The 13919-nt window shown below is 41.3% G+C and carries 15 protein-coding genes, 1 rRNA gene and 3 pseudogenes; 4 read left to right on the top strand and 15 right to left on the bottom strand.

Annotation, left to right across the window (positions count from 1 at the left end):
• Positions 1 to 149: 149 nt before the first annotated feature.
• A complete protein-coding gene (locus tag J4861_RS00790) occupies positions 150 to 683 on the bottom strand; it encodes a hypothetical protein (RefSeq protein ID WP_249110757.1) in 534 nt (177 codons plus the stop codon).
• 139 nt (positions 684 to 822) lie between these two features.
• On the opposite strand from J4861_RS00790, the pseudogene J4861_RS00785 reads away from it, so the two are divergent.
• Positions 823 to 1020, top strand: a pseudogene (locus J4861_RS00785) (IS1380 family transposase); the annotation flags it as partial.
• A gap of 174 nt (positions 1021 to 1194) precedes the next feature.
• Here J4861_RS00785 and J4861_RS00780 read toward each other — a convergent pair.
• Positions 1195 to 1821 (bottom strand): hypothetical protein, encoded by a 627-nt coding sequence (locus J4861_RS00780; protein ID WP_226893212.1) that lies wholly within the window; start codon positions 1819 to 1821, stop codon positions 1195 to 1197.
• A 233-nt stretch (positions 1822 to 2054) separates the two neighbouring features.
• On the opposite strand from J4861_RS00780, the gene J4861_RS00775 reads away from it, so the two are divergent.
• The gene (locus J4861_RS00775; RefSeq protein WP_211816660.1) at positions 2055 to 2357 is read left to right on the top strand and encodes a hypothetical protein; all 303 of its coding nucleotides are present in this window, start codon (positions 2055 to 2057) and stop codon (positions 2355 to 2357) included.
• Positions 2358 to 2756: 399 nt separating this feature from the next.
• Here the strand turns inward: J4861_RS00775 and J4861_RS00770 are convergent, their stop codons facing one another.
• Entirely contained in the window at positions 2757 to 3608 is an 852-nt protein-coding gene (locus tag J4861_RS00770) for a DUF2971 domain-containing protein (RefSeq protein ID WP_211816303.1), read from the bottom strand.
• Positions 3609 to 3784: 176 nt separating this feature from the next.
• On the opposite strand from J4861_RS00770, the pseudogene J4861_RS00765 reads away from it, so the two are divergent.
• Positions 3785 to 3976, top strand: a pseudogene (locus tag J4861_RS00765) (hypothetical protein); the annotation flags it as partial.
• A 259-nt stretch (positions 3977 to 4235) separates the two neighbouring features.
• On the opposite strand, the gene J4861_RS00760 reads toward J4861_RS00765, so the two are convergent.
• Complete coding sequence (locus tag J4861_RS00760) at positions 4236 to 5348, bottom strand: ComEC/Rec2 family competence protein (protein ID WP_211816302.1); 1113 nt, start codon at positions 5346 to 5348, stop codon at positions 4236 to 4238.
• A 239-nt stretch (positions 5349 to 5587) separates the two neighbouring features.
• Here J4861_RS00760 and J4861_RS00755 point away from each other — a divergent pair.
• A pseudogene (locus J4861_RS00755) lies at positions 5588 to 6006 on the top strand (IS1380 family transposase); the annotation flags it as partial.
• Positions 6007 to 6632: 626 nt separating this feature from the next.
• Here the strand turns inward: J4861_RS00755 and rrf are convergent.
• The 11 genes from rrf to J4861_RS00700 form a co-directional block, all read right to left on the bottom strand.
• Positions 6633 to 6741 (bottom strand): 5S ribosomal RNA (gene rrf, locus J4861_RS00750).
• Between the two features lie 7 nt (positions 6742 to 6748).
• A complete protein-coding gene (locus J4861_RS00745; RefSeq protein WP_009012708.1) occupies positions 6749 to 7099 on the bottom strand; it encodes a hypothetical protein in 351 nt (116 codons plus the stop codon).
• Between the two features lie 118 nt (positions 7100 to 7217).
• A complete protein-coding gene (locus J4861_RS00740) occupies positions 7218 to 7724 on the bottom strand; it encodes a glycoside hydrolase family protein (protein WP_211816301.1) in 507 nt (168 codons plus the stop codon).
• 11 nt (positions 7725 to 7735) lie between these two features.
• Positions 7736 to 8194: a DUF3872 domain-containing protein gene (locus J4861_RS00735; protein ID WP_211816300.1), complete on the bottom strand. Its 459-nt coding sequence runs from the start codon at positions 8192 to 8194 to the stop codon at positions 7736 to 7738.
• Between the two features lie 12 nt (positions 8195 to 8206).
• On the bottom strand, positions 8207 to 8800 hold the full coding sequence (locus tag J4861_RS00730) for a conjugal transfer protein TraO (RefSeq protein WP_211816299.1): 594 nt from the start codon (positions 8798 to 8800) through the stop codon (positions 8207 to 8209).
• The gene (gene traN / locus J4861_RS00725) at positions 8794 to 9744 is read right to left on the bottom strand and encodes a conjugative transposon protein TraN (protein ID WP_211816297.1); all 951 of its coding nucleotides are present in this window, start codon (positions 9742 to 9744) and stop codon (positions 8794 to 8796) included. The genes J4861_RS00730 and traN overlap by 7 nt, the downstream gene beginning before the upstream one ends.
• A gap of 48 nt (positions 9745 to 9792) precedes the next feature.
• The gene (gene traM / locus J4861_RS00720) at positions 9793 to 11061 is read right to left on the bottom strand and encodes a conjugative transposon protein TraM (RefSeq protein WP_211816295.1); all 1269 of its coding nucleotides are present in this window, start codon (positions 11059 to 11061) and stop codon (positions 9793 to 9795) included.
• Positions 11054 to 11356 carry a hypothetical protein gene (locus J4861_RS00715; protein WP_025068377.1) on the bottom strand — a complete coding sequence of 101 codons (303 nt, stop codon included), beginning with the start codon at positions 11354 to 11356 and terminating at the stop codon, positions 11054 to 11056. The genes traM and J4861_RS00715 overlap by 8 nt, the downstream gene beginning before the upstream one ends.
• A gap of 4 nt (positions 11357 to 11360) precedes the next feature.
• Positions 11361 to 11984: a conjugative transposon protein TraK gene (traK, locus tag J4861_RS00710; RefSeq protein WP_097549329.1), complete on the bottom strand. Its 624-nt coding sequence runs from the start codon at positions 11982 to 11984 to the stop codon at positions 11361 to 11363.
• A 199-nt stretch (positions 11985 to 12183) separates the two neighbouring features.
• A complete protein-coding gene (traJ, locus tag J4861_RS00705) occupies positions 12184 to 13221 on the bottom strand; it encodes a conjugative transposon protein TraJ (RefSeq protein ID WP_211816293.1) in 1038 nt (345 codons plus the stop codon).
• A 55-nt stretch (positions 13222 to 13276) separates the two neighbouring features.
• On the bottom strand, positions 13277 to 13906 hold the full coding sequence (locus J4861_RS00700) for a DUF4141 domain-containing protein (RefSeq protein ID WP_211816291.1): 630 nt from the start codon (positions 13904 to 13906) through the stop codon (positions 13277 to 13279).
• Positions 13907 to 13919: the final 13 nt, after the last annotated feature.

Genomic DNA, 13919 nt, shown 5'->3' with positions numbered 1-13919 from the left:
GTCCATAGATAGTATGGAAAGGGCAGGTGTGCTCATATGACTCATTATTTGAGATTTTTGAACAAATAACACAGCATATTCTTTTTCTGGGACCTTCTCCAAGGAAAAGAATGCAGTTTTTGGCTGCCTTGGAGAGCTCTAAGAGGGAATTAACTGAAATTCCCTAAATTAAACGTTTCTTGCCCCATCAATTCGACCAATAATTTTATATAATATTTTTGTAGTTTACAAAACTCTTCGATATTTAATAGTTCAGGAATTCGTTTTAAGTAATCAATATACTGTTCTATATTTATCCCTTTATATTCTAAAGGAATCTGTTCCAAAACTTGTTCTTGAGAAAGACTTACCGCTTGCTTTGTGCCTTCTATAAATTGCTCTAAAGTAACACCACATCGTTTGCACTCCTCCATAACCACAGATAAATCCATTTCTCTTATAATTATGCTGCACATTAGCCATAGATATTGACAGTATGCTGCAGACAGGCTAACATAACTTTTTCCATCCATTGAAAACTTTACTATTTTAGCAACATCTGAAATAGGACAATCTTGGTCTATAAAACGAATTTCATTGTTAAGTCCTTCCTTGATATTTTCTAAAATGCCACCGGAAGGGATTTTTTTGATGAGCTGCGTAATGTTACTGTTTAATGCAAGTATTGGAAACTGTGAATTCATATTTTTTCTTAATTCCGCAACACTATTATAAATTAAACTTTTTAAGTACTTGAGCAACAAAAAGTTGCTCAGGATTTTGCCATGTCAGAATTTTCACTTATCTTAGTGTTGCAAAAAACAAGAGGATCCGACGATAGACATGGCGAAGATACAAATTAAATCTGAGAGACTCACTCCTTTTGGGGGATTATTTTCAATCATGGAGCAATTTGACTCCACCCTCGGTCTAAGGTGTAGATCGTTCGGTTATCAGTACAGCGAAATCATCCGTTCTCTCATGAGTATCTACTTCTGTGGTGGTTCTCATGTACCCAAGGATATCACTACTCATTTGATTACGAAATCTCTATAATATTGAACTCTGCAAAACTCTATTTGCATACCAAATACTTTAATCGATAATCAAAAAGTACATATTTGACGTGAACTCGATGAAAACATTGTTGTTAATAATTTGGTAAATTGAATTAATTGTAATAGTCAAGACTTGTTCAAATTAATCAAACTAACGTTAGATTATAGATAAAATCCCAAATATGATAGTCAAAACCATTCCTATAATTGCTAACGGAATAGACCATTTATTCAAATTTTCAATTTTCTTCTGTTGTTCATGTCTAGTAATAATAACACTACTCAATTCGCTTAGTTTTCTATTTATAGAATTTTGGTCACCTAACTTATTAAATGCACTCAAATCATTAATTATACTTCGCTCTGTATCTGGCAAGTCTGTATAAGGATTAGTGGTTTCGTTTTCTTTAATGAAATTCGTAATTTTTTCCTTTATTTCTATTACTTTATCTTGTACTAAATCCTGTCCAACTTCTTTATTTATAAGTTTAGCAAGAATCTCCCTAAGCCATTTATTTAAGTCCTGTCTGTTTGTTAAATCTTCGGGACTCAATTTTGTTATTCCAGAATATATATTCAATAAATCAGTTGAATTTGCAATAGTATTATCTGATATACCCTTAATAAAAGTATTAATAAATATCTTTTTCCGTTCTAATTTTCGAGCTTTCAGCTTTCCTAACAAGCGAATTACAGATAATGAATACATAACAGTGAAAACAATGGTGAAGATATCCAAAAGAAGATTCTCTTTTCCTAAAATATATTCGATGATTTCATTCATTTTATCTTGAACAAGTATTAAGTTATGGTAATACATAAAATTCCTTAATTCCGCAGCATAAATTCTTGTGAGAACTCCAAGTGCCTGAAAAACAAAGTTCTCAAAACACTTGGATATGTCAGAATTTTCACCTATCTTGGTGCTGCAAACATAACAAGTAAGCAAAAAACTGACATGGCAAAGATAGCTATTAAAAACGAGAATATCACTTCTTTCGGTGGAATTTATCATTTATGGACGTTTTCTCAAAGTTGGGCTTTGAAAAACTTACCAAATCTGTATTGGGCAAACGTGGAAGTAGCGGCAAAGCATTCAGCCATGGAAGTATTTTCGGCTCTCTCTCTTCATTCACAGCACTCAATGTGGCGAAAATTATGTGCAAGGAACTTGGTACGTCCATCGGTCGCCTTAAAGCGAAGATGATTAATGCCTATTACACGCAACGAATTATTGACGCGTTCGAGAAAAGCCCGAACACGCCATTAAATAAAGAAAGGATAAATGATATATTTAGTTTCGCTGATGATGCAGTATAATATTTAACGGACTATTGTTATACAGAAAATTTCAGTAAATTTGTCCTTGGTAATCATCGTTCAAAAATCTTGTAATCTATTGATTTTCACCTATAAGGATACGAATTTTTGACGAGATTACCAACTTTTTCAAGCTTTTTTTATCCCGAACTCGCGTATAATCTAGGTTCCGCACGATAATATTCCGTTATTCAAAAAGAGGATGTGTCAAAAAGCAAAATAATAACTTGACAACTTTCAATCTATAAGTAGGATTCTTTTAAAGACAAAGAAAAGATCATTTCTTTACTCAAAACCGAGTACAAAAATGGTCATATTTAATTGGATTGTTTCAAACTGTAAGATTTTCAAAATGGTATTTGCATTTTGACACACCCTCAACTCTAAAGGTTATAACTTCTATAGTTTGATAGATTTGGGAACAAAATCATACAATATAGAACGTTCTATCAGCTCTTTCTTAACTCCACAACCAGAAATCAACTGAATAGCTTCCTTAATATCCTCCTGATTAAGACGTGGATCTAATATGAATTCTTCAAAAATATTAATATTAGGAATATCAAATTCAAGGAAGTCTTTTACAGGCTTATCCGTAGCCTCGGATATTATTATTCGCACCTCTTCTTCATGCTGGAAAGAATCTCGTTTCATAAACAGACATTTTTCTGAAAACTTAGGGAAATCAATAGAGGGATTCTTCTTCTCCAAACTGTTTCTCCATTCTTCGATTTCATTTGCTGTTTTATATTGCACTTCTCCAATACTTGTTGTTGCCATACAGTGGTCTTCAGTATATACAAGACTGAAAAGAGAATCTACTTTTATTTTTACCTTAACAGCTTTTTCCTTTATCCTCCCTTCTTTGCTAGAATATATACGCCACATAGCATCAGACTCCTCTTTAAGTGTCCAGCTCTGTCCATATAGTCGTTTTGAGATATCTTCAGTACTTATTGAGACATTATTTTTGTAGAAAGAAGCATAAGTATAGAAATCTTCTTTCATAAAAAAGTTCTCATAAGGGTCCTCCCATGTACTCACTTTGTCTACACGGAGTTTTTGGTCTTTCAGCATTGAAAGCAAATACTCCAATCGGATATACTTATAAACATAAGTGTCCGGATTGAGCCCTCTCATTTTTTCGGTTCTGCAATATTGATTCATGAGATTGATAATTGTTTGAATTGCGTATTTTCTTTGCAAAAAAAATGCCAGAAAGATAAAAATATGACATTTTGTCAGAGACATTCTTTTGCTTCTTTTCTTTTGGTCGCCTGCTTGTTTCAAAGAGACCTTAATTCCGCAGCATAAATTCTTGTGAGAACTCCAAGTGTCTGAGAAACAAAGTTTTCAAAACACTTGGATATGTCAGAAATTTCACCTATCTTGGTGCTGCAAACATAACAAGTAAGCAAAAATCTGACATGCCAAAGGTAGTAATTAAAAACGAGAATATCACTTCCTTCGGTGGAATTTATCATATCATGGACGTTTTCTCAAAGTTGGACTTTGAAAAACTTACCGAATCTGTATTGGGCAAACGTGGAAGTAGCGGCAAAACATTCTGTTATGGAAGTATTTTTGGCTCTCTCTTCATTCACAGCACTCAATGTGGCGAAAATTATGCGCAAGGAACTTGGTACGTCCATCGGTCGCCTTAAAGCGAAGATGAGCAATGCCTATTACGCGCAACGAATTATTGACGTGTTCGAGAAAAACCCGAACACGCCATTAATAAAGAAAAGATAAATGATATATTTAGTTTCGCTGCTGATGCAGCATAAAAATTAACGGAGTATTGTTTTACACTTGTAGATAAAAAACGAGCAAAACAATCATATTATTTCGTTCGTTATTATTCGGAGCTTCCAATAGTTAGCATTTAATTATTTCAACGAAAGTACTATCCACATTCTCTGTTACAAGTATAGGACAACTTCTTTTTAAGAGTATCTCACTAATAACCTTTTGAGAGGGATGTCCATAAGAATTTTCGTTTCCTACAGAGATAGGGCATAGGAAACATACATTGTCAAGGGCGTCTGCATTAAACGATGCCGAACTTCCATGATGAGGAATTTGTATAGTTCCTATTAAGTCCCAATATGTTCTGTATATAGTTCTAACCTTCACTTTATTCAAATCACCATCACCAGTGTATAGACAAGCAACTCTATGTGAATGGCAAGGATGGGAGAGATAATCAAAACAACATCTAAAAAAGTCTTTACAATAGTATTTCATTCTCCCAAAATGTATGCCTAATTTTTTACAGGATGGTCCTGAATATAAGAACATCGAGTTTTCGTTAATGTTACCGCTAATCTCCTTGCTCTTATAGATATTCTTTATTTTCTCATTTTCCTCAAGAATGTAATAGGGGTCCATTTTCAATCTGCCGACATCAATACCTTCTTTTTGCAATTCAGATAGAAACTGGTTGTTCCTATTTTTATACTCATAATTAAAGGGAATGTACACCCAATAATCGTTGAAACCTTTTATGGTCAGCGGAGTTCCGCTTGGTATTTCTGTTCTAGGCTCATCTATTTCTGACACATTCAAGGAGGAGATTTCTCCTATCTCCGTATCAGAGCTTGGTTGTACTTCAATAATCTTAGTTTCTTCTCCAAAGAATTCATTTGGATTGCTCACCAAATTTGCTAAACGGCTTTCCCCTAAAGCCCAATATATTCCGGATAGGAAATCCTTTTCTTCATCATGAAGAAGCGGTATCACAACCCTCTCAATTCTCTTGACCGCTTTCTTCAATGTATCTATCAATGAGATATGGTCTTTGTCAAAATGAGAGATAAAGAGAATGTGAATTACATCATCTTTTCTAAAACTCTGACTTACTACTCTTTGTTTGGCTTGTGAACTTGGGTCTGTCGTACCACAATCATACACGATATTGATATTGCAAAACGTGTGTCTTTCGGAGTAAAAGGCCCCCTGGCCTATTGGGTGAAAAAATCTTTGAATCATTATTTGTATAAAATTAGTTATACCTTAATTCCGCAGCATAAATTCTTATGAGAACTCCAAGTGTCTGAGAAACAAAGTTCTCAAAACACTTGGATATGTCAGAAATTTCACCTATCTTGGTGCTGCAAACATAACAAGTAAGCAAAAAACTAACATAGCAAAGGTAGCAATTAAAAACGAGAATATCACTTCTTTCGGTGGAATTTATCATATTATGGACGTTTTCTCAAAGTTGGGCTTTGAAAGACAAGGATGGCAAGCAACAGACAGATATCTTCGGAGTTATATACACATACCGCTGTATACTTACCAATAACTAGATGTTTACCGAGAAAGACATCATTACATTTTATAATGAGCGTGGAGCAAGCGAAAAGAACTTCGACATACAGAATAATGACTTCGGATGGTCGCATCTGCCCTTTTCCTTTATGGCTGAGAACATGGTTTTCATGATGGTTACCGCCATGCCGAAGAACTTCTATCTCTATTTCGTCCGTCATATCAGCGATAAGGTCAAGCCATTGAAAAAGACAAGCAGGCTGAAAGCCTTTATCCTGTATTTTGTCAGCGTGCCAGCAAAATGGGTGCGCGCTGGAAGGCCGTTCTGAACCTATATACAAATAAAACCTACTACGCTGAAGTCTTCATTGAATAAACAGTATTTCTTTGTGGTTATCATACTTCCCCATTGGTTTGGGAGGGGGATTGTATGCTTAGAAAAGACCCAAGAAACACCGACGCACCTCATATCAACATATAGAGCCCCAAAAAGACATTTCAACATATAAAATTTTCTCACAAGAAAAAATACTGCGGAATTGAGGTATCTTATGAAAAAAGCGGAACAAACACGTTGCTCCGCTCCGGAAACTTAATCTGTTCCTTTTTTGTTGTTAAACAACTAAAAGCAAGTCAAAATCATTGTTGATATTATACCTGCTATTGGATTTATCAAACCAACAATCAGAGGAATCATATTGTTAGATACTATCACAACCTTCTTATTGGCATCCTTGCTGTTATACAACTAATAGCACATTACAACAGCCGTAGCTATTATACCTGCTATTGGATTAAAGAGTCCGACAATTAGTGGAATTATATTGCTACATACAATCATCACAGACTTGTCAGAGGACAATCCTTGTAGGGATTGACTAAGTTTTTTACTTAAATCAATCACCTACTTTCTGAAAAATACAATTTTCTTCATTTTAGATAATTCATTAAAATAAAGAGTTCTACCGTTATTGGTTTTACGTCCCGAACTCATTTAGTGGACGTTGGCAGCGACCTACTCTTCCACTTAGTGTAGTACCATTGGCGCAATAAGGCTTAACTTCTCTGTTCGGAATGGGAAGAGGTGTACACTTATGCTATAGCTACCATTTTATATTTTATTGTTTCTTCCAACGATAACGGCGAGTATAACCGCCCTCAGTTTCAAAGAGCCGATTATCTTCTTGCAGAACACTTTTCAATATCTTACCGGCATCTTTTGCAGCCTGGTCAAAAGCATAATCATGGTCATAACCTGCATCTATATGACGAAAATAGAGGATTCCCAAAGGATAATGTTCCCAGTAATAATTATCTCCTCCTATAAAATTCCTCGCACAGAACCATTCATCATTGCGAGTTATACACCAAGAATACACTGCTCCTTGTAGAAATGCTTTAATTTTCTGCAGGTCAGTATCCGCAATTCCGTGTACCTTTCGTATTGTTATGTTATCTCCTTGAAGCATAATATGTAGTTTAATAATTTTCCTGCAAAGTTACTCATTCTTAACGAGGAAGACGAATAAAACGAGCAGAATACGCCCCTTGCAAGCATAAAAATGTAGCAAGAGGCGTATTTGAAAATCAGGGTATATAAAACAGGGCAAACTCCACCTTTCGTCGTTTGACAAGTCCTCTGAGAACTTTGCCCTTGTATCGACAGAAAGAGACAAATTCACGGTAGAAATTCCTATCTCCTGCCTCTATCTTTCGTAGCAGCCTACTCTTGGGGTGCTTACCATAACCAAGCAGTCGCCCTGCGCCCACATTGTAGGCAAGCAAGGTCAGCAGTAACGCATCTTTCCTATACCCTTTGAAGTGTTCAAAGCATTTCCAAAGGTCGGCACGCAGCAGGGAGTCCGCCTGCCGTTCCGTCATATCCGCCGTGAAACGTTCTCTTGGCTGCAGCTGATGCCCATAGCCAACATACGGATAATTCTTCCAGCCGTGCATACCCTCAAAGTATTTCACAACAACTACCGCACGCTCAAAAGGTGGCAAGTCTGCCAGCCGCACCCTCCGCTGAGCAAGGGTCGGCTGACAGAACAGGCAGAATACACAAAGTAAAATGAAAGAATTTATCGTTCGCATCAATTACAGTCTTAGTGGCGTGAAGATGCAGGCTTGTCCTTGCCTTCTTCTCGTTCGTTGTTAAAACTAAAGGTCAGCTGCTGAACCTTACCGAAACTATCCTCCACGTATACATCAATCGTCTGGCGATCAGATGAGAGCGAGGTATAGTACAAGCGAAACACATCCTTCGTCAGCGGATAGCGATCGTTTGGCTTGAAGACAGTACCATTGTCATTTCTTAGCAAGCCCTTGCCATCAGACTGGAAGTAACGTATTGTATAGCGAGTGTCGGCAAACTCACCGCCTCGCTTCAGCATGCAGCGTATCTCAGCTGTCTGCCCCCTTATGATGTCCTTTTGAACCGGCATTGTCTCCACCGTAAACGGATAAGACTGCTGAACATCCAACTCCCTATCACAAGCAGATAGGCAAAACACGGCAAGGGTCAGCACACCCATTACCCATATCGTATTCAATATCTTCTTCATCTTTTCTTCTACTTAAAAGTTAAACCTTAGTCCAGCAGAAACAGCCGGACGAAAACGATGCACGTCCGTTCCAAAGAGGAACCGTCCCTGCGCCTTTATAAGAAAGAGAACCTTGTCCGTCAGGAACACTTCCACCGAGCCATGCACGGCACCGCCATAGACAAAGCGGGAGCGGTCGAGCAGTGTCGCCCCATCGGGCAGCAGCTTCTTGTCCTCGTTCAGCTGCTCATAGCCACCCAAGGCGGATATGCCACCATAAAGAAGCACGTTCTTACCCCTGTCGGAGAGAACAGGGTGCATATAGCCCACCTGTAAGAGTGCATCCTTGAGTTTTACGTTATAATCTCGGTACGGCATATTCTGCTGTTCATACTCTGCCATAACAAAGGTATAGTTCTCACGCCCCAAATATCGGGTGAGTGATGCTCCCATGCCAAAATTGTCAGCAGCAAGGAACTTTTCACCCTTGATAAGCGGAACACTCCCTACGACCTCTATTCCCCTTTGCTTGGGTATCAGTCGCTGTGCTTGCGTTGGCAAGCTAAAAGCCATTGCCACCGCTGCACAAACCGATAAAATGATTTTCTTCTTCATAATGTCTACCATTTCAGTTTGAGGTTATCAATCTTCTTTGCCAGCTGCAGGTCTTCTGAAGTCACATAAAAGGTCAGCGTACGACCGCCATTTCTTTCATAGAGCGTCACTTCAAGCTGCTTGTCTTCCGCCAGAGAAAACTGCTCGAGCGCAAACACTGTGTGTTCACTGCCCATGCCACGCACCTGCATCACCTGATGATAGGCACGAAGCGGCTGCAACACCTGTTCCTGTATAGCGGTGCGCTTTGCCATCTTCTTATCAACCACCTTAAATGTAATAAAATCCACTGAGTACGGCATATTTGTGCCGTTTTCCATACGGGTGTGGAAATACAGCAAGCCGTTATGGGCATACAAGCCACGAAGCAGAAACTTCATGCCAAACTGCTGTGCACCGATGTGCTTGATGCAGCGTCTGTCATTCTGATAGATAGTCTGCATCATCAGCTTTACTAATACGGGCGACTCATTACCGAGTTCCTTAAAGTAAATGTCAGAGCGATTGCTTGGCAGCCTACCTTCCGTCGTGGAAAGAAAGTCTTTCATCTCGATACTTAACTTCTCTGGCTCATCGGCATATTTTACGTTGAAAGCATAAAACGAGCCGTTCTCACAGATGACACTCATATTGGTTTCCGTCTCAAAGTCTTTCACGGCAGCCTTTACACGCAGTACGTTCTCCGCATCCTCCGCTTTCCCTGCGATGATGTTCTGTGAACCTAAGTCTACATAGCGAATAGCAGAAGGAAAGATAAGATGCACGGTCTTATCAAAAGTAACGTCAAGACCATACGGCAGTACGACACGCCCCGTTGGTATGGCACCGCTCATACCTTGAAAAAGCTCTCCCGAAGTAAGCGGACGGCTTGGTGTCAGACCATCATTGTTTTCCTGTGCAGTGGCTGTTACTCCCACCATGGCAAGCATAGCCATTGATAAAATAATTTTCTTCATTGTTGCTATTGATTTGATGTTATTTTTTACTTATCTTTTTCGATTGTTTTATTTGGACTGAACCAAGAAAAGGCGGTAGCCACCCTTGAGCGTAATCTTGACGGTTCGCAGTTTCTTCTGAAGCAGCTGACTTGCGCCCTGCATCACCCCACGGGCAGCCTCTGAGATAATTTGGTCTTTGGCAGAGGAAGCGAAGGTAAAGGATGTGCCCATTGAACCACCGATGTTCGCCCCAACTTCCTTAAGCGCATTGATGTCCTCCGAGCCTGGTATATACACTCCCTCCTGTCCGTCTGTGTCATATGCCGAGAGCTTGACGGCTATGATATGCCCGTCCACTTCTATGCTTTTGACAAGCAGATGCATACGGTTACCTTCTATCTTGGCAACTGCTATGAGTCGGCTCTGTCGTGGAATGTGCAGTCCCTGTACCTTAGCAGTTTCCAGCAGACGGAGTACCACATTGTCACCCTCCTTAAGAACAGTAGTCCTATCCACGACGACTTTCAGCGTATTGTGCATTGTAGGTACAGCCGTGCTTGCAAGCGAATGAAAACCCATATTGCGAGCCTTCTTGCCGTATTCCTCCATAAAGTACACATCACTCATAGGCTGATCTAGTGAGGATACTATCTGCCTACGCTCCGGCAGCACTTCCATTGCAGGCTTCTCATTCTGCATGGTCTTGCCCTTAGCGGCTTCAAAGCCGCCTGCTGCCCCTTCCGTCTTCTCTTTTTCAGCAGTCAGACTATTATTGAAGGTAGGTGGAGTTGATGCTTTAGGGAGATACTTCGCTGCCATCTGATAGCTCTTTTCCATCAAGGCAAGCTGCCGTTTCTCTTCATTATCCTCCCTGCTGTCTTTGGCAGAGAGTTCCTTTTTAAGGTTATCTATCTCCGAGCGCAGGGCTTCCCGCTCCTGCTCGTGTGGGTCGGGAGCGTAAAAGGAGTTCAAGAGGCGATTATTCTCCTCATAGCGATGCATGGAGTTTTCTATCTTTGCCGTAGAAGCAGCTGTCTCTGCACGCTGCTCCTCTGATGGAGCAGTGTTCTGTGCGAAATAGTCCGATAGCCTGCCCATCTCCTCGCGGGTCTGTTCCTCCTCGTGTGCCTTGTCGCCTAATTCATAGGCTTTGAGCTTGTTCTCCGTCAGTTTTTCTGTCGTTGCCTGCGGAATGCTGTCATTGAGTCCCTGCTCCGCAGCAGTCTTATCCTTGCCCGAAGGTGCAAAGATAAACCACATTGAGAGGGCAAACAGCAGTCCCAGTCCTCCGAAGACCAAGCCTTTTTTCATTTGTTCTTTCTGTTTATTATCCATTTTCTTTGATTGTTTGATGATGTTGTAGATAAAAATTGCCGTGTAACTCTTGTAAAGTACTGTCTGTCCGTATCGGACTGTCCGTCAGCTTTCCCGTGGGAATGGGTAGTTTTTCTTTCTTTGGAGGAAGGAAAAACTGTGCTATCATCCAAAGCGAGCAGAGCAGATAGATGAAACTCAGCCCATAGACGATTTCCTTTCTCTGCCTTATCGTAAGTCTTTCACAACGATGGCGGAGCCACAGGTGAAAGCGCAGATATTGACGTGAGAGTAAAAAGTTTCTTTTCCTTGCCATAGCCTTATCGTTTATAGGTCTGTATGTCCCTGTTCTCCTTGACGAGGAAGTTCTCCATTAGGAAGCCCTGCGGATTGTTGTCTGAACGGACTGAGTTCTGCAACGTGCAGGTCGTAACAAGACTGCGCTCTGTAACATTACTCTGACGGACGATAAACTCCCTTGCATAGGTCGTTACCGCATAAGGGTAAGTATTAAAGTTGCAGTGGATAGAGTCCACCTCTATGCGCTGATTGACATTACCCGATATGGCACGGTTATAATAGCCCTTCTCTGCCAAGTCTTTGTAATAGTTGAAAGCCGACTTGTCACACAGCACAAAGGCACGTTCCATATTCTTCTCGATGGCATCCTTGTCGGGTGCAATGGTGAAGAACAGCTCATGGAAACGACGTACATGCTCCCTTGCCTCTACAGGGCGGTTACGACTTGCATCCTGACTGAGGGCAAGCATGAGTGACTTACCCTGATCAAGCACATAGATTTTCTCCCTCTGCTCCTTTGCGAAGCTGTATGAGGCATAGACAGCATAACCGCTTACTGCCACGCAGACGATGGCAAAGACAAAGGCATAGAGCCGTATCTGCCTGAATGAGGTCTCGATATTTGTGAGTGATTTAAATTCCATTTCTTTTTGTTTAATGTTCTTTCTGTTTAATCTGTAATCGTTGTTTGGTAGCAGAGTAAGGGTACGGGATTTTCCACCCATTAATATCCCTTTCCGCACCCCACTCGTGGGGTGTGCTCGTACCCCACGAGTGCCCCCTTGCGATACCCCACGAGTGGGGTACAAATCGAGGGGCTTAGTGTCCATTATGTGGCTTGTTTCATTTCCCTTTGAGCAGTGCACCCTTGATACGTCCACCGACATTTCCCACAGCAGCACCCGCGCCAGCCATAGCAGCCTTGCCACCGGTATATGCGCCTTGCGCACCATGCTGCGCTGTCTGATTGACGTTGCGACCGTATGAGCCGATACCACCTCCCGCTTCGATAATCCAGCCTGCCACGGTAGGTACACAGAAGTAGCCTACAATACCGATAAGGAAGAAGACGATGTAGTACCACGTCCCCGAATCAGGCAGGTAGTTAGGGTCACTGAGCGCTTCGATATCCTTCTCTATCATCAGCACCTGTATTTTCGTAAGCAGTGCCGTAAGAATAGAGCTAACAGGCAGCCACAGGTAGACCGATATATAGCGTGAGAACCATGCCGTAAGTGAGCCTGAAAGACCATCCCATACGGCAATGCCGAAGACTATCGGACCGAGAATGGCAAGGACGATGAGTATGAAGGTGCGCAGTGTGTCGATGATAAGCCCTGCAGCATGGAACAGGAGTTCTAAAAGGTCGTGTACCATCTTCATAATCCATTGCTTGGTCTGATAGGCAGCACGCTCGGCATACATACCCGCTATCGTCACAGCATCTTCAGGTCCGATGATGCCCATTTCCTCTATCTTCTCATCGAACTTCTCGTTGGAGACAAGGTAGGCTGTTTCAGGATTTCTAAGGTAGGCTTCCTCTTGCAACTTGTCTCGCTTGGCAGTAAGCTCTGCAAGGTTCCCCTCCTGCTGGTGTACCATCATCTCCGTTCCCTGCACTACGGGCGAGAGAACGGCATTCATCGTACCCAGTACGACTGTCGGGAAGAACATAATGCAAAAGCCTAAGACAAAAGGTCGGAGAAGCGGAAAAACATCTATCGCCTCGGCACGGGCAATGGAAGCCCATACCCGAAGGGCTATATAAAAGAGTGCTCCCAAGCCCGCAATGCCTTTGGCAATGCCCGTCATCTGGGCACAGAGCGGCATCATCTCATCATAGGTTGAGCGTAGCAGCTCATGTAAACTGGCAAAATCCATAAGCAAAAGTGTTTTTTTATGAAAGTTCTTTCAAGTTCTTTTTTAGTCTGTGGATTTACCAATACCTGCTTGCCGTATTACCATAGAGTGCCTTAACAGAGGCAAGGTTGTTCTTCTCCCTTGCACGCACATAGCTCACAGAGATGTTTTTCCTTGTATAGTAGGATACGAGCGAGCGATTTTCCCGAAGCGTAGTATAGATACGGTCGATTGCCTGCATTCGTTCGTGGTCGTTCATCGAGAAGACATTACTCTTGACAATAGACTTTAGTTCCTTGAGACTCTCACCGCTCTGCTCCAAGAGTTTGGCATAGCCCGAAGCCATTGCAGCAAGCTCTGAAGGGCGGAAGTTCTTGTCCGAGAGCATTTTCTTATACGAGGTAACATAAATCTCCGAAATATCGCCCACCATCAGAATGCACTCCTTGACCTTGTAGGCATCGCCGATAAGATTGCTTACCTTCTTCAGGGCATCGTAATACTTCTTGGTGTCGTTGTAAAGCTTCTCCACCTCCTTAAAGCCGTCAAGGGTATTCTTCACCGTCTTCGAGGCGGTGGCTATCTCCTTGACCGAATTGACGATGTTGCCGGCAAAATTGCCAGGGTCGGTTACTACCCACTGTGCGTGGGCTTTGGGAACAGAAAGGCTCAATCCTAAGAGAGCCATGAAAATGTACTTTTTCATTGTTACTATAGTT

It is taken from the genome of Prevotella melaninogenica (assembly GCF_018127925.1).
Taxonomy (GTDB): Bacteria; Bacteroidota; Bacteroidia; order Bacteroidales; family Bacteroidaceae; genus Prevotella; species Prevotella melaninogenica_C.
Note: the sequence above shows the minus strand (reverse complement) of the source record. Positions and strands in the feature narration are given on the sequence as shown.